Origin of the sequence: Pontibacillus sp. HN14 (assembly GCF_021129245.1) — a bacterium.
Taxonomy (GTDB): Bacteria; Bacillota; Bacilli; order Bacillales; family BH030062; genus Pontibacillus.
Map to the genome: position 1 here is coordinate 369,545 of NZ_JAJOLR010000003.1, position 22,622 is coordinate 392,166.

The 22,622-nt window shown below is 41.5% G+C and carries 26 protein-coding genes and 1 other annotated feature; of the genes, 8 read left to right on the plus strand and 18 right to left on the minus strand.

The window, feature by feature from the left end:
* Positions 1 to 64 precede the first annotated feature (64 nt).
* The 9 genes from spxA to LQ226_RS13105 all read right to left on the minus strand — a co-directional run bounded on the left by spxA (position 65) and on the right by LQ226_RS13105 (position 9,778).
* Positions 65 to 460, minus strand: coding sequence for a transcriptional regulator SpxA (gene spxA, locus LQ226_RS13065; RefSeq protein ID WP_231418401.1), 396 nt, complete (start codon positions 458 to 460; stop codon positions 65 to 67).
* Between the two features lie 388 nt (positions 461 to 848).
* The gene (locus tag LQ226_RS13070; RefSeq protein WP_231418402.1) at positions 849 to 1,442 is read right to left on the minus strand and encodes a GNAT family N-acetyltransferase; all 594 of its coding nucleotides are present in this window, start codon (positions 1,440 to 1,442) and stop codon (positions 849 to 851) included.
* A gap of 392 nt (positions 1,443 to 1,834) precedes the next feature.
* On the minus strand, positions 1,835 to 2,782 hold the full coding sequence (locus tag LQ226_RS13075) for an ABC transporter ATP-binding protein (protein ID WP_231418403.1): 948 nt from the start codon (positions 2,780 to 2,782) through the stop codon (positions 1,835 to 1,837).
* A complete protein-coding gene (locus tag LQ226_RS13080) occupies positions 2,782 to 3,825 on the minus strand; it encodes an ABC transporter ATP-binding protein (protein ID WP_231418404.1) in 1,044 nt (347 codons plus the stop codon). Before LQ226_RS13080 ends, LQ226_RS13075 begins: the two co-directional genes overlap by 1 nt.
* Positions 3,826 to 3,842: 17 nt before the next feature.
* The gene (locus tag LQ226_RS13085; protein ID WP_231418405.1) at positions 3,843 to 4,766 is read right to left on the minus strand and encodes an ABC transporter permease; all 924 of its coding nucleotides are present in this window, start codon (positions 4,764 to 4,766) and stop codon (positions 3,843 to 3,845) included.
* 3 nt (positions 4,767 to 4,769) lie between these two features.
* Complete coding sequence (locus tag LQ226_RS13090) at positions 4,770 to 5,705, minus strand: ABC transporter permease (RefSeq protein ID WP_231418406.1); 936 nt, start codon at positions 5,703 to 5,705, stop codon at positions 4,770 to 4,772.
* Positions 5,706 to 5,802: 97 nt separating this feature from the next.
* Complete coding sequence (locus tag LQ226_RS13095; protein WP_231418407.1) at positions 5,803 to 7,521, minus strand: peptide ABC transporter substrate-binding protein; 1,719 nt, start codon at positions 7,519 to 7,521, stop codon at positions 5,803 to 5,805.
* Positions 7,522 to 7,693: 172 nt separating this feature from the next.
* Positions 7,694 to 8,161 carry an Lrp/AsnC family transcriptional regulator gene (locus LQ226_RS13100; RefSeq protein WP_231418408.1) on the minus strand — a complete coding sequence of 156 codons (468 nt, stop codon included), beginning with the start codon at positions 8,159 to 8,161 and terminating at the stop codon, positions 7,694 to 7,696.
* 402 nt (positions 8,162 to 8,563) lie between these two features.
* Positions 8,564 to 9,778, minus strand: a complete 1,215-nt coding sequence (locus LQ226_RS13105; protein WP_231418409.1) for a putative glycoside hydrolase — start codon at positions 9,776 to 9,778, stop codon at positions 8,564 to 8,566.
* Between the two features lie 226 nt (positions 9,779 to 10,004).
* Here LQ226_RS13105 and LQ226_RS13110 point away from each other — a divergent pair, with 226 nt between their 5' ends.
* Both LQ226_RS13110 and trpS read left to right on the plus strand, forming a co-directional pair.
* Entirely contained in the window at positions 10,005 to 10,328 is a 324-nt protein-coding gene (locus LQ226_RS13110) for a hypothetical protein (protein ID WP_231418410.1), read from the plus strand.
* Between the two features lie 59 nt (positions 10,329 to 10,387).
* Positions 10,388 to 10,605 (plus strand) — a binding site (T-box leader).
* 62 nt (positions 10,606 to 10,667) lie between these two features.
* A complete protein-coding gene (gene trpS, locus LQ226_RS13115; RefSeq protein WP_231418411.1) occupies positions 10,668 to 11,669 on the plus strand; it encodes a tryptophan--tRNA ligase in 1,002 nt (333 codons plus the stop codon).
* Between the two features lie 351 nt (positions 11,670 to 12,020).
* Here the strand turns inward: trpS and LQ226_RS13120 are convergent, their stop codons facing one another.
* Positions 12,021 to 12,773, minus strand: a complete 753-nt coding sequence (locus tag LQ226_RS13120; protein ID WP_231418412.1) for a YjbA family protein — start codon at positions 12,771 to 12,773, stop codon at positions 12,021 to 12,023.
* An 86-nt stretch (positions 12,774 to 12,859) separates the two neighbouring features.
* Positions 12,860 to 13,069, minus strand: coding sequence for a YuzI family membrane protein (locus LQ226_RS13125; RefSeq protein WP_231418413.1), 210 nt, complete (start codon positions 13,067 to 13,069; stop codon positions 12,860 to 12,862).
* Between the two features lie 172 nt (positions 13,070 to 13,241).
* On the opposite strand from LQ226_RS13125, the gene LQ226_RS13130 reads away from it, so the two are divergent.
* A complete protein-coding gene (locus LQ226_RS13130; RefSeq protein ID WP_231418414.1) occupies positions 13,242 to 14,288 on the plus strand; it encodes an LCP family protein in 1,047 nt (348 codons plus the stop codon).
* Between the two features lie 53 nt (positions 14,289 to 14,341).
* Here LQ226_RS13130 and fabF read toward each other — a convergent pair whose 3' ends face one another.
* Both fabF and LQ226_RS13140 read right to left on the minus strand, forming a co-directional pair.
* Positions 14,342 to 15,583 (minus strand): beta-ketoacyl-ACP synthase II, encoded by a 1,242-nt coding sequence (fabF, locus tag LQ226_RS13135; protein WP_231418415.1) that lies wholly within the window; start codon positions 15,581 to 15,583, stop codon positions 14,342 to 14,344.
* 18 nt (positions 15,584 to 15,601) lie between these two features.
* Positions 15,602 to 16,543, minus strand: coding sequence for a beta-ketoacyl-ACP synthase III (locus LQ226_RS13140; protein WP_231418416.1), 942 nt, complete (start codon positions 16,541 to 16,543; stop codon positions 15,602 to 15,604).
* A gap of 167 nt (positions 16,544 to 16,710) precedes the next feature.
* On the opposite strand from LQ226_RS13140, the gene LQ226_RS13145 reads away from it, so the two are divergent.
* Complete coding sequence (locus tag LQ226_RS13145) at positions 16,711 to 16,920, plus strand: hypothetical protein (protein ID WP_231418417.1); 210 nt, start codon at positions 16,711 to 16,713, stop codon at positions 16,918 to 16,920.
* Positions 16,921 to 16,982: 62 nt separating this feature from the next.
* Here LQ226_RS13145 and LQ226_RS13150 read toward each other — a convergent pair whose 3' ends face one another.
* From LQ226_RS13150 to LQ226_RS13160, 3 genes are all read right to left on the minus strand, one after another.
* On the minus strand, positions 16,983 to 17,954 hold the full coding sequence (locus tag LQ226_RS13150) for a BMP family ABC transporter substrate-binding protein (RefSeq protein ID WP_231418453.1): 972 nt from the start codon (positions 17,952 to 17,954) through the stop codon (positions 16,983 to 16,985).
* 114 nt (positions 17,955 to 18,068) lie between these two features.
* Positions 18,069 to 18,656 carry a Rossmann-fold NAD(P)-binding domain-containing protein gene (locus tag LQ226_RS13155; protein ID WP_231418418.1) on the minus strand — a complete coding sequence of 196 codons (588 nt, stop codon included), beginning with the start codon at positions 18,654 to 18,656 and terminating at the stop codon, positions 18,069 to 18,071.
* Positions 18,657 to 18,708: 52 nt separating this feature from the next.
* Entirely contained in the window at positions 18,709 to 19,452 is a 744-nt protein-coding gene (locus LQ226_RS13160) for an alpha/beta fold hydrolase (protein WP_231418419.1), read from the minus strand.
* A gap of 175 nt (positions 19,453 to 19,627) precedes the next feature.
* Between LQ226_RS13160 and LQ226_RS13165 the strand changes: the two genes are divergently transcribed.
* Positions 19,628 to 19,804: a YjzD family protein gene (locus tag LQ226_RS13165; protein WP_231418420.1), complete on the plus strand. Its 177-nt coding sequence runs from the start codon at positions 19,628 to 19,630 to the stop codon at positions 19,802 to 19,804.
* A gap of 48 nt (positions 19,805 to 19,852) precedes the next feature.
* Here the strand turns inward: LQ226_RS13165 and LQ226_RS13170 are convergent, their stop codons facing one another.
* Positions 19,853 to 20,032, minus strand: coding sequence for a YjzC family protein (locus LQ226_RS13170; RefSeq protein ID WP_231418421.1), 180 nt, complete (start codon positions 20,030 to 20,032; stop codon positions 19,853 to 19,855).
* 62 nt (positions 20,033 to 20,094) lie between these two features.
* Positions 20,095 to 20,469 carry a hypothetical protein gene (locus LQ226_RS13175; RefSeq protein WP_231418422.1) on the minus strand — a complete coding sequence of 125 codons (375 nt, stop codon included), beginning with the start codon at positions 20,467 to 20,469 and terminating at the stop codon, positions 20,095 to 20,097.
* 92 nt (positions 20,470 to 20,561) lie between these two features.
* Here LQ226_RS13175 and LQ226_RS13180 point away from each other — a divergent pair, with 92 nt between their 5' ends.
* The 3 genes from LQ226_RS13180 (at position 20,562) to LQ226_RS13190 (ending at position 22,617) form a co-directional block, all read left to right on the plus strand.
* The gene (locus tag LQ226_RS13180) at positions 20,562 to 21,389 is read left to right on the plus strand and encodes an undecaprenyl-diphosphate phosphatase (protein WP_231418423.1); all 828 of its coding nucleotides are present in this window, start codon (positions 20,562 to 20,564) and stop codon (positions 21,387 to 21,389) included.
* A 370-nt stretch (positions 21,390 to 21,759) separates the two neighbouring features.
* A complete protein-coding gene (locus tag LQ226_RS13185; RefSeq protein ID WP_231418424.1) occupies positions 21,760 to 21,903 on the plus strand; it encodes a lmo0937 family membrane protein in 144 nt (47 codons plus the stop codon).
* A 486-nt stretch (positions 21,904 to 22,389) separates the two neighbouring features.
* The gene (locus tag LQ226_RS13190; protein WP_231418425.1) at positions 22,390 to 22,617 is read left to right on the plus strand and encodes a MoaD/ThiS family protein; all 228 of its coding nucleotides are present in this window, start codon (positions 22,390 to 22,392) and stop codon (positions 22,615 to 22,617) included.
* Positions 22,618 to 22,622 lie beyond the last annotated feature (5 nt).

The following is a 22,622-nucleotide window of genomic DNA, read 5'->3' on the forward strand; positions in this document are numbered from 1 at the left end:
GCGTGTATAAAAGTATGTACAAAAAAACCTGCAGCCCTTTTTACAGAGGATTGCAGGTTTTTATTTAATTCACTAAGCGCTGGGCTTCTTGTAATTGGAATGTACGTACTTTTCTTGGAAGGAAACGACGGATTTCATCTTCATTGTAACCGACCTGAAGGCGTTTTTCATCCACAATAATAGGTCTTCTAAGTAGTCCAGGATGTTGTGCGATCATATCGAACAGCTCTTTCATCGGAAGCTGATCAAGGTCCACATTCATCTTTTGGAAGACTTTCGATCGGGTTGAGATAATTTCATCCGTACCATCTTCTGTCATTCGTAATACTTCTTTTATCTCGTCAATTGTCAAAGGTTCTGAGAAAATGTTACGTTCTTGAAACGGAATTTCATGCTCCTCTAACCATGCTTTCGCTTTCCGACATGATGTACAACTTGGAGAAGTATAAAGTGTTACCATACAAGCTTCACTCCTCAATGAATTTATTACGAAAAAAGTACTTTTAATCGTTTATTAAATTAAAATTAGTTTAAATAAGTATCCTAGAATAAGTATACTACAATTGTTTGAAATTGGATAGATGCTATAGAAAATGTTTTTATGTTACCACAAAGCTTTTAGAATGTCTTCTGATATACAATGGATATTCCACCTTCGTAGTATTATTAAACGTTTCACAGCAAGAAAAGTTTCAAAAAGTTATAAAAAAGTTAAAAAAGTAAACTCGTTTAGTGGAAGTAGGGGCTCAGAGGTCTCAATCAATCCTTCATGTTAGTAAAAACTTCAAAAACTAAAAAAAATAAGCAAGCAGATCCAATCCTACTCTGCTTGCTGTTTTTCGTTTAGATTAAGCGTTTTCAGGCTTTTTCAATGCGTCAAGAATGTTGTCCATATCTCGATCTTCATCAAGCGTCAACACTTCATCTACAGGCTGATACGACTTCCCATACAGCTCTTTATCTTTATACGTGTGAATTCTTTCATACATTTGTTTCATTTTGTCATAGATGGAAGCTTCGGATTCGTGCTCAGGGGACCAGAAGAGGATTTCCATTTCGTTCAACTCATTTGTCGCAAGGGAACGACGAGCGTAACCGATGGAATTTGCGTGTTCGAATCCTTCTTTTTGATAAAAACGGAGGCGTTTTTCGGTGTCAGTGTCTTCATAATCGACCGGTTCAACCTCAAGGATGATCGGTTTACCTTTCTCTTTAAGCTTCTGGATTAATTTATGTCCAGTTCCTTTTCCGCGTGTTTTCGCAGAAACCCAGACATAATCAATAAAGATAAAAGTGTCAAACTCAGCATACATTAAGACGTGCTCATCGCTCTCATCCTTCTTGTATACATCACCTTGTTCCTTCAGAAGCCTTTCCATGTGTTCTCTTGACTTCATTTCTTCGATAGGAAAATACTTATTAAGCTTTTCATACCAATTCATTGATCTACTCCTTATTTTGTAGTCTCTTATATTATAACGAATTTTCTCCATTTTGTTAAATTTAACTCGTCCGAACCCTATTTAATTTCATTCCCTATGCTCTTTAGTATAAAACTTCACTTCACAATCATGTATGAAGTAATTTTTTCGCTTAAAAAGATAGGAAATTCGCTTTATTTTGTTAGAATTTTGTGATAATATAATGCTCAAACGAAAAAACTTTCTAATAATTTTGAATTGTTGGATTTTATTCGCGCGATATTCGTTAGACTAACGGATGTCGATTTTCTTTTTTTGGCGCTTTAATGTGGTAAGCGGCAAAAGAATTTATGGAAGAGAATGACGCCATACGCACAAAAAAAGCCCATCTTTTCTAAAGATGAGCTTCCCAACTACTGTGTTTGAAGTTGCTGTTTATAGGATTCATATTCTTTTTGCGTACAAGATACCCAGTGACCTGGACTAACTTCACGCCATTCTGGTTCCTCGCCATCCATTTCTCTACGATGCTCTTCCACATCATACGTAACACGCTTGCGGTTACGCTCATAATCTGGATCTGGGTGAGGAATAGCGGACATTAGCGATTTCGTGTAAGGATGGAAAGCATTTTTGTATAAGTCTTCACTGTCAGCGACTTCTACAAGCTTACCAAAATACATTACACCAATGCGGTCACTGATGTATTTCACCATGGATAAATCGTGTGCAATGAAAAGGTACGTTAGGTTTTTCTCTTCCTGCAATTCTTTCAGTAGATTTACAACCTGAGCCTGAATCGACACGTCAAGAGCTGAAATCGGCTCATCGGCGATGATAAATTCAGGATCTACAGCCAATGCACGGGCAATTCCAATACGTTGACGTTGACCTCCTGAGAACTCGTGTGGATAACGGTTCGCGTGCTCACGGTTTAGACCCACTGTTTCAAGAAGTTCATAAACTCGTTCCATACGCGCTGTTTTCGTCTTAGCAAGTCCGTGAATATCCACGCCTTCAGCAATAATATCTGAAACCGTCATACGCGGATTTAAAGAGGCATATGGATCTTGGAAAATCATTTGCATTTTCCGATTAAATTTCTTCATTTCTGCCTTAGATTTCTTACCATGAACATCTTCACCGTTGAAGATAACTTGACCATCTGTCGCGTCATAGAGACGAATAATGGTTCTTCCTGTAGTAGATTTTCCGCAACCGGATTCCCCTACAAGTCCCATCGTCTCCCCACGGTAAATTTGGAATGTAAGACCATCTACAGCCTTTACTTTGTTTTGCCCTTTTCCGAAGTGTTGCTTCAGGTTTTTAATATCAACTAGTACTTCTTGGTTTTCGGCCATTATCGTTCACCAGCCTTTTCCTTGAAATGCTCGATACGTCTTTGTACGACTGTTGGAGGTTCAACTGCAGGAGCATCTTCATGCAGGAGCCACGTTGCCGCATAGTGTGTATCACTCACTTTAAACATTGGAGGTTCTTGTTCAAAATCAATCTTCATCGCATAGCTGTTTCTTGCTGCGAATGCATCCCCTTTAGGCGGGTTTGTTAAATCAGGAGGTGAACCAGGGATCGCCTGCAACTCTCCGTCTTCCGCATCTAAGCTTGGCATGGATGCTAGTAGTCCCCATGTATACGGATGTTTCGGATTGTAGAAGACTTCATCAACCGTTCCTGTCTCTACGATTTTACCACCGTACATGACCGATACGCGGTCGGCAACATTCGCTACAACTCCGAGGTCGTGCGTAATGAAGATGATCGATGTATTCGTCTTCTTCTGGATGTCTTTCAGCAATTCTAGGATCTGAGCCTGAATTGTAACGTCCAGGGCTGTTGTCGGTTCATCGGCAATTAATAATTTCGGATCAGAAGCAAGAGCAACTGCAATCATTGCACGCTGTCTCATACCACCTGAGAATTCGTGTGGATACTGATCAACACGTTGTTCAGGTCTTGGGATCCCAACAAGGTCTAACAGTTCAATCGCACGCTTTTTCGCATCTGTCTTTGAGATTTTACGGTGCTTAATCATGCTTTCCATGATTTGTCGACCGATTCTCATCGTTGGGTTCAAGGAAGTCATTGGATCCTGGAAAATCATCGCAATATCTTTACCGCGGATTTTTTCCATTTGTCGGTCTGTCTTCTGAACAAGATCCGTACCTTCAAAATTTATTTCTCCACCTTTGATTTCACCTGGTGGCATTGGGATCAAGCGCATAATTGCCTGGGTGGTTACACTCTTACCGGAACCAGATTCCCCTACAATTGCAAGAGTCTCCCCTTTTTTCACATGAAAGTTTACACCACGGACCGCTTGGACTTCGCCTGCGAACGTATTAAATGAAACTTTCAGATCGTTTACTTCTAGGATATTATCCATTGATTAGTTCACCCCTTCTACTTACGAAGTCTTGGGTCAAGCGCATCTCGCATGCCATCCCCGATTACGTTAAATGCAAAGATCGTTAAACAGATAAATAAGGCTGGGAAGAATAAGCGCCATGGGTAGTACTGCAGTGCAGGAAGACCCTCACTGGCCATTGTTCCCCAACTTGCTAAAGGCTGTTGTACACCTAGACCTAAGTAGCTTAGGAAAGCCTCTGTAAAGATTGCGTTTGGTACTGTTAACGTCATCGTAATCAAGATTGGACCCATTGCGTTTGGAATTAAGTGTCTGAACATGATTCGGCTCGTCTTCGCTCCAAGCGTTTGGGCTGCCATCACATATTCCTGACTCTTTAACTGTAATACCTGACCACGCACAATACGTGCCATGTTAATCCAACCTGTAATGGTCATCGCCAAAATCATCGTTCCTAATCCTTGACCAAGTACTACCATTAAAAGAATAACCATAAGAAGGTAAGGTACGGCCCATAGGATATCAGCAAAACGCATCATGTACTCATCTGTGCGACCACCAATATAACCACTAAGTCCACCCCAAATTACTCCAATAAATAGGTCAATGACTGCTGCTGCAAGACCAATGAATAGGGAAATTTGAGCACCTTTCCATACACGTGTGAAAATATCACGCCCAAGGTCATCTGTACCAAACCAGTGGTTCGCTGAAGGAGCCAGGTTTGAGTTAATTAAATCCGTCGTACGGTAATCATAAGGAGTGAGCATCGGTCCTACAATGGACATAATCGCTAAGATCACTATTAAGATAATCCCCGTAAGTGCTAATCTATTTTTCTTAAATCGCATCCAGACATCTTTCCAAAACGAAATACTGGGACGCGATATCTTTTCAGAATCAGAAGTATCTCCACCAACTTGCTCAAACATTTCTTTTGGTATGTGTTGTTGTTGCATCCGTTACTCTCCCTTCTTATCATCCGCTAATTTGATGCGTGGGTCTATTAAGCTGTACGCAATATCGACAAGAAGGATCGATACAAGCAGAAGAACACTAAAGAATACAGTGACTCCCATAATTACGGAATAATCTCGGTTTTGAATACTTGTTACAAAGTGCATTCCTAGTCCCGGAACACCAAATATCTTCTCAATTACAAAACTTCCTGTCAGAATCGCTGAAATTAAAGGTCCCATATAAGATACAACAGGCATCATCGCATTTCGTATCGTATGTCGCACCGTAATTTCAGTAGAGTTCAGCCCTTTTGACTTGGCTGTCTTAATGTAATCATTGCTTAATACCTCAAGCATACTAGAACGCGTTAAGCGAGCTATAAAGGCCATCGGCGTCGAGGCCAATGCTAAAGCTGGTAAGATCGTGTGAGAGAATGATTCCCACCGAGCAACTGGTAAAATACCTAGTTTAATAGCGAACACGTACTGCAGGAAAGATGCCATAACAAAGCTTGGTACCGAGATTCCTAGTACCGCAAGCACCATCGCTGAGTAGTCTTGCCATTTATTGTGTCGAAGTGCAGCAATTGCACCTAGTAAAACACCTAAACCAAGCGCTAAGAAGATCGCTTCCATCCCTAACGCAAATGAAACAGGGAAACCACTATTAATTAAGTCGTTAACGGATTGGGCTTTATATTTAAATGATGGCCCGAAGTCCCAATTAATTACCGATACTAAGTAATCTAAATACTGACCAAATACGGATTTATCTAATCCATAATACGCCTCTAAGTTCTTTTTAATGGCATCTGGCAGGTCTTTCTCAGATGTAAACGGAGAACCTGGTGCGGCACGCATTAAGAAGAACGTGACAGTAACAATAACCCAAAGGGTAAGCACCATGTACAGAAGCCGTTTGCCGATATACTTTAACAAGTTGGATACACCTCCAAAATATTACATAACCTTCTTATTAAGAAGAGAAGGTATATGAGGGAGCACCCTCATATACCTTAAGAAGTCTTGCTAACTCTTACTCTGCTTCAAAGTAAGCCCATTTAAGCTGAACATCGCCAAGACCAGACATCATTACGTCTTTAAGATTCTCATCTTGTACCCATTTGTTCGTGTAGAAGTAAATAGGTGCGATTGGCATTTCATCCATTAGGATACCTTCAGCTTCTTTAAGCATTTCTAGACGCTTGTCAGAATCAGTCTCTGTTTGAGAGTCTTCTAGAAGTGAAGCGTACTCTTCACTGTGCCAGCGAGTATCGTTGTTACCGCCTTTTTCTTTGTAAAGCTCAAGGAAGTTGATTGGATCGTTAAAGTCACCTAACCAACCCATACGTCCGATCTGGTAGTTACCTTGGTGAAGCGTTTCAATGTAAACCGCCCACTCGTTGTTGTTAAGCGTTACATCAATACCAAGATTTTTCTTCCACATGTCTTGGATTGCTTGAGCAATCTTCGCGTGTGTTTCTTGAGTGTTATAAGAAAGTTCGATAGTAGGTAGGTCTTCAACACTATCGTAACCTAGCTCTTCAAGACCTTTTTCAAGGTGCTCTTTCGCTTTCTCAACGTTTAAAGCATCAAAGTAACCTTCTTCGTTGCTTTCGAACATTGTCGGTGGTACCGCAGCCATTGCTGGGATTTCTTCACCTTTTGTAATACTCTTAACAATTCCTGCACGGTCAATCGCGTAAGCAAATGCTTTACGGATGTTTACGTTGTTAAATGGTTCTTTCTCTGTGTTGAACTTATACCAGTAAGTACCAGCAATTGGTTCAATGTTTAGAGTGCCTTCATCTTTAAGTGAAGGAATCGCTTCTGGTGGAAGAGAGTTGAACGGAGAACCTGTCCAGTCAAATTCACCATTTTGGAAACTGCTTAGACTTGAGTTTTGGTCGTTAATCATAGCGAACTCAATTTTCTCAAGGTTTACATTATCTTTGTCCCAATACTGATCGTTCTTCTCAAGAACGATTTTCTCGTTATGACCCCATTCAGTCATTTTGAATGGTCCGTTAGATACGTAGTTTTCACCAGCATCTGCATACCATTCTGGGTTAGCTTCAGCAATTTCTTGGTTTACTGGGAAGTAAGTATAGAACGCTGTTAGCTGTAGGAAATATGGAGTTGGGTTATTTAACTCAACTTTAAGTGTTTGATCATCTTCAGCTGTAATCGCTACAGCGTCTTTAAGCGCGTCAAGATCATCTGTGTCAGGGTTACCTGAGTTGAAGTCTTCAGCACCTTTAATTGGGTATAACTGATATGCATATTGAGATTGGTTATTTGGATCTAGTGCCCATTTCCAAGCATATTCGAAGTCTTGTGCTGTAACAGGGTCACCATTTGACCATTTTGCATCTTCACGGATTGTGAATGTGTATGTTTTCTGATCATCAGATACTTGAATGTCAGAAGCCATTGCCGGTTGTGGTTCACCGTTCTTGTCCATACGAGTTAAACCTTCAAATGATTGAAGTAGTACGTTACCAGATGTAGAGTCGTTCGCTAGACCTGGGTTTAAAGAGAATGGCTCAGATGAAATGTTTGCAGTGAATACTTGCTCATCCGCCATTTCACCGCTGCCTTCGTCTTGATTATCATTGCTATCGCCAGAGTTGTCTTCTTGTGCCTGATCATCGTTTGAACTATCATCAGAAGATGAATCATCGCCGCCGGAACAAGCTGCAAGGATTACTGAGAAGACAAGCAAAATACTAAATAAAAATAGCTTTTTCTTCATGTGTTTTTCTCCCCCTATTGCGTTTTAAATTTCAATGTCCAGATATTTCGATCCGCTGGGTCGGATCCGCAGTTGAAGAACCACCTCCTTAAATTTCTAATTGTGGCCGTTTTCTCACATTCACAATCAAGTGACAAGAAGCAATGTTCTGACAATTCAAATTATGAAAAAATTATAGCTGCTCATCCGCCAGATCTATGTATGAGAACGAATCCTTATAGTCTTTTAACTCCAGAAATACGTCTGTAGCTTCAATTCCTTCTACCTTTGACAAATATAAATCTGTGAATTCTATAAGTCTTTCATTGCTAGAAAAATAGGCTTGGATCATAATTTCATACTTTCCAGCGAAAGCACCGACGAATCGTACCTCTTTACAATTTGATAATTCCATTGCCACCTTGTCTCTGTAACCAACCTTGGTCACAATTCCTATGATTGCTTGTACATGAAGACCAATCTTACTCGGGTTAGCGTGAATGACGAATTCAAATACTCCACTTTCCATCATACGGTTAATTCGAAATCGAACCTTCCCCTCGCTAATCCCGTATTGCTTCGCAATCTCTGTGTATGGTCTACGGCCGTCTGCTTGCAACGATTGCAAAATTCGCAAATCTGTTTGGTCTAGTTTAAGCAATCCGATCATTCCCCTGCGATTTACGTAAGAAGTTAACAATTTGTTTACGATTTGTTAACAAAATTGACTGTTTTCATTATACACACATTTTTCAGATAGTTTCAACAGAATTTTTGATCCTTTCGCCTCCCTAACTGTTTATTGAAAGCGCTACCAATGTCGACATATGTAGAATTTTGCGATTTCGAAATTCGCAAAAAATTATGCGAATCGAGCATTCTCCCTTTGCGCACCCTTCTTTTATTTACCATAAAACCCATTTTGTCCTAACACTTTCTTCTTCATCCCCTTGCCATTTCCTTTTTTAGTAAGTGGATTTATATAAAATCAACCCCTTTTATTTCAACCAACATGAATAAAAACTAAAGAAAGTGACTCAGATTATCTGAGTCACTTTCTCGTTTATGGCGTATAGTCTACGTTTTCTGTGTAGGAATTCCCTGCATTCCATAGAAGGAACTCGTTAATGCCATTCTCATTTAAAGCACGGATTTGCGCTTCCACTTCAGCTTTCCCGTACTGTTTCGTTGGGCCACTGTATAGCCATGGTGCTTCGAAGTCTTGGATCCAAGGTCTGGATGTTGGTGGGTCTTCGAGTTTCCCAAGTACTTCATTTTCAACTTTCGCATATTCTGATACAAGCTTATACGGCTCTTTATCCGGGAACGGGATGCCGAAGTAAGATGTCCAGTGCGAAGGATAGATCATGGATGAAATAACATCCACATTTGATGCGATTTTAGAGAAGTTCTGACCAATACCTGGCGCTTCCGGAATGGTAGCGGAATATCCGAAGATATCCACTGACACGTCTACATCATAGTTGCTTAATTCAGAACGAGCATACTCTACAAAGTCTGTAACAGCTGTTACACGCTTCTGTACATTGTCTCCTTCAAAGTCAGCATAGTCTCCTTCATCATAGGAGAGAATATCGTCTCTTCGTTCAAATCCTTCCGGGAAACGAACATAGTCAAACTGTATTTCCTGAAAGCCCATTTCTGCTGCTTTCTTTGCTAACTCTACGTTATATTTCCATACTTCCTTTTGGAACGGACTCACAAACGCTTCGCCTTTTCCATTCTTCCAAACTTTCCCGTTTTCTGTGAATGATAAGTCAGGGCGTTTTTCCGCTAACTTTGAATCTTTGAAAACAACAATACGAGCAATTGGATAGATCTCTTCTTTCTCTAATGTTTCCAATAATTTGCGTGGGTCTTTAATGTAATTGGTCCCTACATCTTCGTATGGAGTGCCCTCTTCTGGTTGGTAAGTAATGATACCGGCGTCTTCCTTAATATCAATTACCATACTGTTTAAATCAGTCGTTTGAATCAGATTTACTAATTTCTCAAAACGACTTCCACCAGCACTTGGCCCTGTTACGTAAACGCCGCGTACGGCATCTGGGTATGTAAAGTCTAATCCTGAATCATATACAAAGCGCGGGACTCTGTCTGGTAGGTCTAACGTTTTCTTGGCCATTTTTCGCTCAGTATGGAATTGTGCTTTTTGTCCACTTTCCTCTTCACCTTCTGCATGCGCTAAAGACGGGGAAATAAAACTTAGCAGGAGAATTCCAATGAGGGATAAAATCTTAAGTTGTTTGTTCTCCATCAACATCGACTCCTATATGTGTAGTTATCCCTATTATAAAAGAGAACTAGCATCTTTTGGGAGCCTTTTTTAAAATTTTCCTTTTCTGACATGAAACTTCCCTCCAATTCAGTAATAGCAATGAAAATATTCCCATTTTTTTAGTTCGCAAAACCTAACTTTTGTTTATTCAACCTTTTTCTGGTCATGGTATACTACCCTTACGATCTTATAAAGGATGATTCACATGACTTCACTCATTCAAAGGAAATGGTTCTTGCTAGCTTTTAACGTGGTGCTTACGCTAATTATCTGGGGCTTCTTTGCCCCTGAACGAAACTTGTTCCAACTGATTAATGTTTTGTTTTACATCTCTTTTTTCTATATTGTTGTTGGAACCATTCTTATTCTCGTGCGGGGCCGATTATTCATAAGCCTTTTCCATAAAGAGCAAGATCAGACGAAAGCGTCCTCTTCCACCCCTCTATCTGACATCATGATTCGAGCCGTTCTTTTTCAAGGGGTGCTTTTAGCAGCGGTGATGGTCGTTTCGTTGGTGATCTATTATTAACTTTTTCTAGTGCTACTTGCATTTCGGATGATTTTTAACTATAATTTTTACACAATGTATATGAAGCGATGAGAAAGAGAGTACAATTTCCCCTCTGCATACAGAGAGCCTGCAATGGTGAGAACAGGCAGCACGGTGAATTGGAAGTGGACTTTCTGGCTGTGTTTCAGAACGAATAGTATGAAACACCGTACTCCTGGCGATAACAGGTTAAGTGATCTTAAAGGAATCCCCTTTAGGATAATTAGGGTGGCACCACGGTTCATTCGTCCCTACGTTTCAGACGTAGACGAATGGACCTTTTTTATTGTCAGAAAAAATTAACTGAGGTGAATAGTCATGAAAACAATCTTTTCAGGAATCCAACCAAGCGGAACCCTTACAATCGGGAACTATCTTGGTGCTTTAAAACACTTCCCTGAACTTCAGGAAGAGAATAACGCATACTTCTGTATCGTAGATGAGCACGCCATTACGGTCCCACAGGATCGTCTGAAGCTTCGCGAAAACATTCGCTCCCTTGCTGCTCTTTATATTGCGGTTGGGATTGATCCAGAGAAGTCTACTTTATTTATTCAATCTGAAGTCCCTGCGCATACGCAGCTAAGTTGGTTGCTACAGTGCGTTGCGTATATCGGAGAACTTGAGCGCATGACGCAGTTTAAAGATAAATCCCAAAAAGCAAGTCGTGAAGGAGTTTCAGCCGGTCTCTTAACATACCCTCCTCTTATGGCGGCCGACATCTTACTCTATGGAACAGACATCGTACCAGTCGGCGAAGACCAAAAGCAGCACCTTGAGCTGACGCGTAATTTAGCTCAACGCTTCAACAATAAGTACAATGATATCTTCACTGTTCCGGAAGTAAGCATCTCAGAAGTCGGGGCGCGCATTATGTCTCTTCAAGACCCAACGAGTAAGATGAGTAAGTCCGATGAGAACACGAAAGGATTCATTTCCATGCTTGATACAGAAAAGCAAATGGAAAAGAAAATCAAGAGTGCTGTTACGGATTCTGAAGGCATCGTAAAATACGATAAAGAAAACAAACCAGGGATCTCGAACCTGCTTACGATCTACTCTAGCTTCAGCGGAGAAAGCATTGAGGACCTTGAAGCAAAATATGAAGGAAAAGGATACGGCGACTTTAAACAAGGCTGTGCCAACGCGGTTGTTGAAGGTATGCGCCCAATCCAAGAGCGTTACTACGAGTTAATTGACTCTGAAGAATTAGATGACATTTTAGATCGCGGAGCTGAAAAAGCAAATTACGAAGCTTCTAAAATGATTCGTAAAGCTAAAAAAGCAATGGGATTAGGAAGAGTTAAGAAGAAAAAATAAGAATGGATGAGGGCTCTCTTTCGGTGAGCCCTCTTTTATATATGAGTGCAGCTTGTCTTTATATGGCTCAGTGGATCATTCTAGACGTCAGTTCGCTGGTCTTGACGTGCCGGCTCATTTTCTCGACGTCACAAGCTGGTTTCTCGACGTCGCCGCTCGCTTTCTAGACATCACAGTCCGTTTTCTAGTCGACGCCGCTTGCTTTTTCGACGTCATAGTCCGCTTTCTCGCCGTCTCCACTCGCTTTCTCGTGGTCCCAATCCACTTTCTAGCCATGCCCCACCGCTCTCAAGCCTCAGCCTCCTTCTCCACAAGAAAAATCCGCTCCCCCTAAAAGGAACGGATCATAGGTTATACACCTTTATTCACTTCTTGATTCTGTTCGAGTTCCCACAGCTTTTCAAAGAATGGTTGTCCTTTAACAAGCTTATGACAAAGCTCTTCGTGATTCTTAGACCATCCTTCACTGAGACCGTTGTAAAGGAGTTGCCATGTTTGATCGAAACTCAGGTTGTGCATCGCGCTATACTGGCCTGGATCCCATTCAGTTAGCCAGTAGCGAACTTCAGATATGTTTTGTGTTGTTTGTAATTGATCAAGTGCCATCATTAACAGTTGCTTAAGTTGACGTTCTTTACGCGTTAGCCCCACCATCGTAACAGGGTGCGGAGAAAGAATGTGGTACTCTTTGTCGTCATTACAGGCAAAGTTATAAGACTCTGGCTTTTGTTGATCAATCATGTCATAGACAAGGCGCTCTTGACGTGGAATCAGTCTGCTTTTACGAACAGGGAGGTTGTACCCCATTGTGTCGACAGCGAGTACAGAGGACCCATCTGTTACAACAAATGCATATTCAATAGAGATACGCTCTTGATTCTTCCGTAGGTACGCCCGCTTATATACCGCATCTAGTAGATCTTGAGGTAGGTCTTGGAGGTCGTTTTCTATATAGTGGTATAGTGCTTGATGTACATACAACAGTGGTACCTGGTCCAGGAGCTCGATTCCGTCTTCTTTACGCCATTCATGGAATGGACAAACGTTATACCCATTCTCTTCACCTTCAAACCAATTGACCCATACATCGTGTAGATATAGCATACGAAACCCTCACTTTTTAAACGTTTTCTTCTGTAGAAATCAGTATGAACCAAGCACAACCGTTTTATTCGAAAAAAACCCAACATTTAGCAAGAATCTTGAGGGAACAAATAGACAGCGATTGTAATAAAGAGAATTCCAAAAGGAAGAAGATAGCATTCTGGCCGTTCTTTTATAAACATCATATAGTCCATCCAACTGAATCCTGCAGGCAAAAAGTTTAAATAAGCGATGATCGTCACTCCACCCGACACAGCAAATCCGAACCCAACTAAAAACAAAAATAGCGGAACCATTCCATCCCCTCCACAGCTCGTCCCCACCTTTTTCTATCTATTGTATGCATGGACCTACCCCCTCATTCCAATACGGTCTGTCGAATAATGTGGCATAAAATACGCTCTTTACTTCACATTAAAGAAAGAGTACATTAATAAATAAGTGGTTTTTTGGAGAGGAGGTACGAGGATGGCAGAAACACGTCGAATTATAAGAAGACGCAAAAAGAAAAAACGCAGAAGAAGATTTCTAGCCTTCATCGTAGCGGCACTTTTCTTTAGTATGGTTGCCTATATTTCTTCCCAGTTCATGGCTGGACAAAGTGAAGCTGGCGGAGGGTTTGATAAAAAAGAAGCTGATAAAACAAAACAAGCATTCGAAGACCGTGATCAACTTGAAAACATCGAGGAAAATCAAAAAGATGAAAAAGTGAATGTTCTCCTTGTAGGAAGTGACTCAAGAGGAAACGGGGAACCCGCACGTACTGATACCATTATGGTAGCTCAGTATGACACTGGGAAGGGTACAGTGAAACTTGCATCCATTATGCGTGACTTATGGGTGGATATCCCAGGAAAAGGATACAACCGCATTAATGCCTCTTATTCAGATGGCGGGGTTCCTTTACTAACAGAAACGATTGAGAAGAACTTTGGACTTCACATCGATGAATACGCGGTCGTGAACTTTAACGGCTTTAAAGAGATTGTAGATATTGTGGCACCAGAGGGAATTGAAATTGATGTAGAAAAGCGCATGTACTACCAGGATAATGCTGGAACGGTGAACATCAACCTTCAGCCCGGGGTACAGAAGCTTAATGGTGAAGAACTTTTAGGATATGCCCGTTTCAGACACGATGCAAAGGGTGACTTTAACCGTGTGTTACGTCAACAGAAAGTCATCTCGGCGTTAAAGGAAAAGCTTGTGTCGGTCACAAGTATCACAAAGTTACCTAAAACCGTTGGAGCTTTAACGCAATACGTTAACACGAGTATGTCTACGAATGAGATTGTATTTAATTATGGACGCCGATTCTTAATGGATACACCTGAAAATATCGAAACGGCTCGTATTCCTGCTGATGGCGAATGGTGGCCAATGACCACTCAAGCCGGAGCCGAAGTACTAGGCCATAATGAACAGCAAACACAAGAAACGATTCAGCAATTCTTCAATGCAGAGGATGCTACTACGCAAACCGCAGAGAAGGAAGATAACGAAGAACCTTCCTAGCATAAAGCATAAAAAAAGCCTGTCACCCTATTAATAGGATGACAGGCTTTTTATTAGTCTTGATATTGTTTAAAGATTAATGTTGCGTTATGACCACCAAAGCCTAGTGAATTACTTAAGACCGTGTTCACTTCACGCTCGCGCGCTTCGTTTGGCACGATGTCTAGATCACAATCTGGATCTTCGTTCTCATAATTCGTCGTAGGAGGCAGAATGTTATTCAGAATACTCTTAATCGAAATTACTGCTTCAACTGCTCCTGCCGCACCTAGAAGGTGACCGGTCATAGACTTCGTTGAGCTCATCGCTAATTTGTAAGCGTGGTCTCCGAATACAGCTTTTACAGCTTCCGTTTCGAATTTATCGTTTAAAGCCGTCCCCGTACCATGGGCATTAACATAATCAATGGAATCAGGTGTAAGACCTGCATCCTCAATTGCCTGCTTCATCGCACGAGATGCGCCTTCTCCATTTGGAGCAGGTGCTGTAATGTGGTGAGCATCTCCTGTAGATCCATAACCAACGATTTCAGCGTAGATCTTAGCTCCACGTTTCTTCGCAGATTCCAACGTTTCCATAACAAGGATACCTGAACCTTCACCCATAACAAAGCCAGAACGTTCTTTATCAAACGGACGGCTGGCTTTCGTTGGGTCTTCCACTGGGGATAAAGCTTTCATGGAAGAGAAACCAGCGAATGACATTGGTGTAAGAGGGGCTTCCGCTCCACCTGCGATCATATAATCAGCATCACCACGCTGGATGACTTTAAAGGCATCTCCAATAGAATTGGCACCAGATGCACAAGCTGTAACCGTACAAGAATTAATTCCTTTGGCTCCCGTTGCGATGGAAACCTGGCCAGCTGCCATATCTGGAATTAACATAGGAACGAAAAATGGACTTACGCGGCGAGCACCCTTGTCCATATACTTACGGAACTGTTCATCGTATGTGGTCATCCCACCAATACCAGAGCCGATCCATACACCTGTCCGATGTGCGATATCTTCGTTGATGTCTAATCCTGCGTCTTTTACGGCCATTAGGGAAGCTGCTAACGCATACTGTGTGAATGGGTCCATCCGTTTTGCTTCTTTCTTGTCAAAGAAATTACCTGGTTCGAAGTCTTTTAGCTCCCCAGCAACATTTGCATTAAATTCACTTGGGTCTACTTTTGTAATAGGGGCAATACCCGAATTCCCTTCGACAATATTATTCCACATCGTTTCTACATCATTTCCAAGAGGGGATACTGATCCCATCCCTGTAATGACAACTCGTCTTGAATCCATAAACATGTCCTCCTTGAATTAAACTCCGTATCTTAGTGCTACAGCGCCCCATGTCAGGCCGCCACCAAATCCGACAAGTACAACTACATCGTTATCTTTTATTTTACCGTTTTTTACGTTTTCTGATAAGGCAATTGGGATGGAAGCTGAGGAAGTATTTCCATATCGCTTCACAGAGGTCGCCATTTTCTCTTCAGGAATTTCTAAACGTTGGCGAGCTGCTTCCATAATCCGTATGTTCGCCTGGTGTGGAACTAAGAAATCAACTTCTTCTTTCGTAAGTCCCGCTTTCTCAAGAACCTTCATAGAAGATTCAGGCATTTGGCGAACCGCAAACTTGAAGACTTCTCGTCCATTCATTTGCAAGAACTCACCCTGGTTCTGATAAAGGAATGGCGCTCCAGCCCCATCTGAACCTAATTCAAAGGAAAGGATACCTTTTCCTTCACTAACAGGTCCCATTACAGCTGCACCTGCACCATCACCGAATAAGACACATGTATTTCGGTCTTCCCAGTCTGTGATCTTAGATAGCTTCTCAACACCTACAATAAGGATGTTCTTATAAGCTCCCGTTTGAATGAACTGCTGGGCGCTGATCATGCCATACATAAAGCCAGCGCAAGCTGCTGCTAAGTCCATTGATGCTGCGTTTGTAGCGCCTAAACGCTTTTGCAGGCGGTTCCCTACTGAAGGAAATAACGTCTCTCCTGTTACAGTAGCAATTAGGATCATATCAAGATCTTCTGCTTTGACATTAGCATCTTCTAAAGCGTTCACAGCTGCTTCGTACGCAAGGTCCGATGTATCCATATCATCAGAAGCAATGCGACGTTCTTCAATACCGGTACGAGTGCGAATCCATTCGTCAGTCGTATCGACGATTTTTTCCATATCAAAGTTGGTTAGTACGCGCTCAGGGACGTAGTGTCCAATCCCTAAAATACCTGCACTCTTCATATATTCATCCCCTTAAAGGTAGTAATAATATCTATTCTTATGACTTGGTACTAATAATAAGACATCTAAAGATGACATGCAAGCAGAACTCCTCGTCACATTTAGACAGAAGCCCTCCCAAAACAAAGCCCACCTCCATATCTTATGGGTAAGGAGGTGATTGACCTATGTCGGAGAAATCAACGAATCAACCTAGAGATTTTGAGTCATTCTTATTCGGCAGGCGAGAGCCGAATAAGTCAGAAGAAGTTGACTCCAATAAAGAAACAGATTCATCTTTCGACTTGATCGATACAACGGAGACCCTGATGGAAACCTATCGACAGCTTTCGCCCTATATCAAAGAACTATCCGCTTTATTCAAGAAAACCAAATAACAACAAAAAAAGCTATTTACATAAGGAGAGGTCTTCCCCATTCCTTATGTAGGATAGCTTTTTTACGATTCATTTTCAGTTGTTTCTCTTTCATTTGGCAATTGCCCTGATTCTTTATATTCCTCAACAGCAGATGTGATCTGATTCCTGACATTCTCCGGTACCTTTTCACCGAACTCCCCAAGAGTAATCACGCCTTCCTGGAAATCAAAGTTCAATGTTCCCTCAGGCAACTCACCTATATTGTATTTCTTAGCCGCTAAGACATAGAGCTTGTCCACGTGCTGTACGGTACTCGTTAATACTGTAGAAGCACCAATACTTAATTGATCTGATACATATCCGATCGCATTCGTATTGGTTGACTTGGCCTCTTCAATCACAGGTACGCTAAAGCCATCCCCGGCCGGGTAGAACACATCCACACCTGACTGCCTCATTTGGTTATAAAATTGAAGAGCACGATCCTTGTTGTCCCAGCTATTCACGTATTGAATGTTAACTTCAGCCTCAGGGTTCACATAATTGACGCCTTCGTAGAACCCTTCAATCTCTGGCTGCCACTCAAAAGCAGCGATGACCCCTACTTGATTAGACTCGGTCATTTCCGCTGAAAGCATCCCGCCAAAGAACCCCATGGCATGAGCGTTAAAATTAAGGCTTGTTATATTCTCGCCTTTAATACTTCCGTTAAAGTACACAAAACGAATATCCGGGTACTCCTTTTGTAACTCCTGAAAGTATTGCCCGTACCGGCTTCCGTGTCCAAATATTAAATTGACCCCTTTATCAGCAAACGCTTCAATCGCTTGCTGAGTCTCTAATTGAGTTTTCACGTCTTCTTTAAAGTACACATCTACACTGAGCTCTTCTTTTATTTGCAAAAGCCCTTCATACCCTTTTTGCCCCCAGGCCTGATCGTGCACTGTACTTTCTACTAACATTCCAACCTTTTGGACCTTCCCTTGCCCAAATGTCTCGGTACATCCCGTAAGTGCAAGGAGAAGGATACCCATAAAGATCAACGATCGCATCTTCACTTCGAGCACCTCATTTACGTCTTTATCCCATTAAAGTACATATCTAGTCACATTGTACCGTTAATACCTAGATCCGTAAATGATTGCCCTCTAAAGTTCATGAGGATGCTACAACTTGTAGTAATTCGGGAATTGCTCCTGATGCGTTAAAACACGCTGCCATCCTTCTTTTTGATTCATCGTTTCCTCTACAAACCAGCTGGCCCCTTGACCACCAGATCCCCCTTGTGAAGAGGGGAGGATTTCAACAAAGTCTTTCTTTTCTCCCTGTTCGATAACCTCTAGAATACCTCTTATGAAATCATCTACGTAAAGAGCCTCAGCAGAGGTTGGTTTTACAGGATGAGGCATCCATGGGCCGTATACTTCCTTGGCATAAAGAACCGGGTGCTCCTCATGGTTCTTTTTACCCACCTCAATGATCCATTCAAATGTAATCGGAATCTTGGGATCTTTTATCTCCTTTTCACCGCCTATGTGAACAACAACCAGATCTTCATCCAGCATAGAGTCTTTCACATCACCGACAGAGTCTAAAAGATGGAATGAGGCATTTCTCCCTACATAGAGGGAGAGCCACTCTTTTTGCTCATTCCAGTCAGAATCCACTCCAATCACTGTTTCACCTTCATTTAGCAGAGCTTCTGTTAAGTGATACCCGATCCAATGAAAACATCCCGATAGTAGATATGCCATGTCGTTCCCTCCCCTTCTACATTCTATGAGAAGGGGAATGGTTCATATCACTTTAATATGGGTTTGAGATGCTCTTCTCGTATTGTTTCATAAATTTAATGAGTGTATGGTTAATTCGGGGGAAGAACGGTTGGATGGCCAACTTTAATTCAAAAGGTGCTGAAACCTCTTCCTGTTTCTCCTCAAGTCTTCTGGAATGTTCATGAACGGTGTAATGAGGGTTTGCCATATCGTGAAAAAGGAGGACAGGAGCTTGAACCTCCGGAATCCGCTCTGTCATAAACTGATCCACCTCAAGTTCTGTGCACGAATAAGCTTTAGCCATTTCCTTTGTTAACCGTTTAAAATAGAGCTGGTTTTTCCGTTCTTCGTCGTACATGGCTTTTATATTTAAACAAGGCGTCACAAGGACGAAGGAGCGGACCGGGATTTCTTGTTGCTCATGCCAACGCAATGCGGCTAAAGCTCCCATTCCTTCTGCTACCACGTGGATATAAGGGTTTACAATTTCTTGCCTTACCACATGATGATAAACGCGGTTTAATAAATCGATAGCAGCATCACTTCCCCAGTGATTGCCATAAAGTTCGCTCGTATATAAAGTGTATCCTTGATCGACTAACGCTTGCAGCAGGGTCGATCTTCCCCTGTGTTCTTCCCAAAAAGAACGATCTTCCTCCACGTAATGTCCCGCATCCCCTAAATACAGTATTAAATATCCATTTGGTTGTTCCGGAATGTGCAGTAAACAGTTTTCTCGGTCTAATTGGAAAGAACGCGTAATTGCATTTTGCATGTGTTCTCATCCTTTATTTCAGGGTCATATCCACTATAATGTATGTATTGGATTGAATTTTGTATAGTTAGATGCCTTATTTTACAAGTTCTTTCAGGAAGATTGCGTTTTATATTTATTTTATTGGAAACGTTTGATAAACTAAAATCAGAATGTCAAAGTTGAGGTGAAGAACATGCGTTTAATTTGGTCTATTATTTGGTCATTCCTATTAAGCTGTATGACAGTATACGTTGTTAACAGTATGGATGGACTAGCTTTTAACATGACTCAAGCCATTGTCCTTACAATTGGATTCACCGTTGCCGTTGTCCTTTTAGGTGAAGGTGCATTAGCCGAAGATAAGGAATAAAAAAAATCCTCCTTCCCAGATAAGGAAGGGGGATTTTTCACGTTTAATTTACGGTTTACGTTTAGGAGCCCAAACTCGGTCCTGGTTCGAATTTGAAGGGAATTTGTCACCAGCGTTTAAATGAACCTGCTTAGGTTCTTTCACCATGCTACCGGTTTCTCCAATTTCTACATATATTCCGTTATTCGGTGCTTTGTCACCGTGTTTAAATTGATGTCTTTGTCCCATGTGCTTAACTCCTTTACACGAGTGATATGGATAGTTTGGCACAGAGGTGAGGTTTTATACATCTAATACCACGGCAGCGAACTAATCGCAACAAGACCTGCAAGAGGAAGAATCAGTCGACTAAATCTCGGAGGCGGCGTGTATCCATATCCATATGGTGCGCCAGTCCCGTAACCGCCCCCATAAGGCGAGGCATAACCATATTGTCGCTGGTCTCGATCTGTCATAGGTTGTGGTGAACCATCTCTTTCCTGCTGTTCATTGCCTGTTAATGGAACAGCTAAATAGGCATAATCGCCATCTACACCCGTGACAATTCCATCAATATTCTGGCCATCCACCAATTCCGCCAGGACATATTGATTCATATGTTGATTGCATAATGAATACATATGGTGATAATTCGTGGATGGATTCTTCTTACTTCGCTTCTTCACCCGGGCCACCTCCTCTTTACAAGTAGGATATTCACCCACATAAAAAGTGTGAAGGACGAGAATAGATTTATGTATTTCCTTTAGGGAGGATTATGAACATGCTCGATCAATTATGGACGCTTATTCAATATTTATTTTTAGGAGTATTCCAAGGATTCACGGAACCCATCCCTATTTCTTCAAGCGGACACCTGATTATGGTGAAAGATTTATTTAATATCATTGGTGAAAAAGGGTTAACGTTTGAAGTTCTTGTTAATTTCGGGTCTTTACTTGCTGTCTTTATCGTGTATCGAAATGACCTGGCACGTTTGATTGCAAGCGGAATTGGTTTCTTGTTTCAAAAGAAACGAGACGAAGAAACCATTCGAGATTTTCGCTTTATTATTTATTTATTGATTGGAACCATCCCAGCGGGCGTTATTGGCGTTTTATACGGAGATGCAATTGAAAGCACTTTCGGTGAACAAGCGAGCACTGTTGGAATCACGCTCATCGTCACCGGAATTGCGCTTTGGGTGATCCGCAATCTTAAAGGAAGCCGCGGCGACGGCGATATGACGTTTAAAGACGCGCTCATTATTGGACTAGCCCAATCTGTTGCCCTAATCCCAGGGATCAGCCGATCCGGTGCAACGGTAGTCGCAGCCATGCTTCTTGGGTTGAAGCAAACAACAGCCCTTCGCTTTTCCTTTTTACTTTATATACCTGTCAGTCTTGGAACAGTGATCTTAAAGGGGGAAGCTATTATGAACACTCCTTCTGACCTTTATATCCCTTATGTTCTGGCTTTCTTAGGTTCGATCCTGGCTTCTTACTTCGCTCTGAAGTGGTTTATTAATGTGATGAAGAACAATAACCTGAAATATTTCGCATTTTATTGCTTTATTGTCGGAGCGCTCGCGATTTTATTCTTATAAGAAACGAACAAGCAGTTACGTGTTGGGTGGGCAACCTTCAAAGTTCCCCCCTTACCGTAGCTGCTTTTTTATGTCTCTGTTAAGAGATGATCTTCATTCCCTATTCTTAACACAAAATCAAAGTAAGAGTTGACGGTCTACTCATTTAACGATATACTGAAAACAATTCTCATTGATAATGATTATCATTACCCGTTACCCCCCTAACGGTTTTTGATAGGCCCCTAAAAGAGACACCATCTTGAAAGTAAATTTCAAGATGGTGTCTTTTTTTGTATAGGGATCAGCTAAGAGGTGTCACTGAAGTAAACAGGATGTGTTTGAAATAAAGGATTTCGGGGCAAATTACAAACAAAAGGAGGGATGACACATGCTTTGGACCATATTACTTATCTTATTACTATTCTGGTTATTCGGCGTCATCTTTAAAATCGCTGGCGGTATTATTCATATTCTGTTAGTTGTCGCCCTGGTCTTATTAGTTTACAGATTAATCAAAGGCCGAAAACCTTAACGAACATATATGGAACGGTGAAATCAAGATTCTTGGTTTCACCGTTTTTAATTTTGGGGTTTTGCTTATAAAAGGTATAACCTTTTTGTTTGCTTTAGTGAGAGGAAGGTGGTCCTTTGAAAACACTCGCTTTCCTGCGGACGAACTCCAGAGCTTCCTCATTCGTTTCACTCCCTGCGGGATCTCTGAAGCCCGTCTTTCCGCGGGAGTCTCGCATTTTCAAAGGACCACCTCTACTATGTTAGGGTTAAACAAAAACGTTGCCATATCTGAGCGAAAAAAATTAAGACCTTCCCGTACTTTTAGTGAAGATCATTTCAAATTACAGACTGCGTTTCTTGCTCTTGCACGTTTATAGAATGGGATAAAGTGGTACATATCGTTGTAAGCCATACTTTCACTTAAAAGTGATGAGAGTATACACAATCAAAGCAGTTCCTAAAAAATTAGTGGAGAATTCATCTCCCTTTCAAGGAGGACTTAAACGTGGTTAAAGTATTACTACTAGCTCAATTCCAAGAAGCAGCAGGTCGTGAAAGTGTAGAAATGGAAGCAGGTGGCCAAACGGTTGCTCATGTTAAATCCACATTAAAAGAGAACTATAACGTGCTTGATTTAGATCATGCTCAAGTTACTGTGAATGATGAATACAAAGATATGGATACGGAACTAAGCGACGGCGATACCGTTGCCTTTATTCCCCCACAATCGTAATGTAA

Coding starts and splice junctions, on each gene's coding strand:
- LQ226_RS13180 (WP_231418423.1), top strand. CDS start 20,562: ATGAACATGCTCGATCAATTATGGACGCTTATTCAATATTTATTTTTA.
- LQ226_RS13145 (WP_231418417.1), top strand. CDS start 16,711: ATGTCGGAGAAATCAACGAATCAACCTAGAGATTTTGAGTCATTCTTA.
- trpS (WP_231418411.1), top strand. CDS start 10,668: ATGAAAACAATCTTTTCAGGAATCCAACCAAGCGGAACCCTTACAATC.
- spxA (WP_231418401.1), bottom strand. CDS start 460: ATGGTAACACTTTATACTTCTCCAAGTTGTACATCATGTCGGAAAGCG.
- LQ226_RS13130 (WP_231418414.1), top strand. CDS start 13,242: ATGGCAGAAACACGTCGAATTATAAGAAGACGCAAAAAGAAAAAACGC.
- LQ226_RS13075 (WP_231418403.1), bottom strand. CDS start 2,782: ATGGCCGAAAACCAAGAAGTACTAGTTGATATTAAAAACCTGAAGCAA.
- LQ226_RS13085 (WP_231418405.1), bottom strand. CDS start 4,766: ATGCAACAACAACACATACCAAAAGAAATGTTTGAGCAAGTTGGTGGA.
- LQ226_RS13155 (WP_231418418.1), bottom strand. CDS start 18,656: ATGGCATATCTACTATCGGGATGTTTTCATTGGATCGGGTATCACTTA.
- LQ226_RS13120 (WP_231418412.1), bottom strand. CDS start 12,773: ATGCTATATCTACACGATGTATGGGTCAATTGGTTTGAAGGTGAAGAG.
- LQ226_RS13165 (WP_231418420.1), top strand. CDS start 19,628: ATGCGTTTAATTTGGTCTATTATTTGGTCATTCCTATTAAGCTGTATG.
- LQ226_RS13170 (WP_231418421.1), bottom strand. CDS start 20,032: ATGGGACAAAGACATCAATTTAAACACGGTGACAAAGCACCGAATAAC.
- LQ226_RS13105 (WP_231418409.1), bottom strand. CDS start 9,778: ATGGAGAACAAACAACTTAAGATTTTATCCCTCATTGGAATTCTCCTG.
- LQ226_RS13140 (WP_231418416.1), bottom strand. CDS start 16,543: ATGAAGAGTGCAGGTATTTTAGGGATTGGACACTACGTCCCTGAGCGC.
- LQ226_RS13080 (WP_231418404.1), bottom strand. CDS start 3,825: ATGGATAATATCCTAGAAGTAAACGATCTGAAAGTTTCATTTAATACG.
- LQ226_RS13150 (WP_231418453.1), bottom strand. CDS start 17,954: ATGCGATCGTTGATCTTTATGGGTATCCTTCTCCTTGCACTTACGGGA.
- LQ226_RS13160 (WP_231418419.1), bottom strand. CDS start 19,452: ATGCAAAATGCAATTACGCGTTCTTTCCAATTAGACCGAGAAAACTGT.
- LQ226_RS13125 (WP_231418413.1), bottom strand. CDS start 13,069: ATGGTTCCGCTATTTTTGTTTTTAGTTGGGTTCGGATTTGCTGTGTCG.
- fabF (WP_231418415.1), bottom strand. CDS start 15,583: ATGGATTCAAGACGAGTTGTCATTACAGGGATGGGATCAGTATCCCCT.
- LQ226_RS13070 (WP_231418402.1), bottom strand. CDS start 1,442: ATGAATTGGTATGAAAAGCTTAATAAGTATTTTCCTATCGAAGAAATG.
- LQ226_RS13095 (WP_231418407.1), bottom strand. CDS start 7,521: ATGAAGAAAAAGCTATTTTTATTTAGTATTTTGCTTGTCTTCTCAGTA.
- LQ226_RS13185 (WP_231418424.1), top strand. CDS start 21,760: ATGCTTTGGACCATATTACTTATCTTATTACTATTCTGGTTATTCGGC.
- LQ226_RS13110 (WP_231418410.1), top strand. CDS start 10,005: ATGACTTCACTCATTCAAAGGAAATGGTTCTTGCTAGCTTTTAACGTG.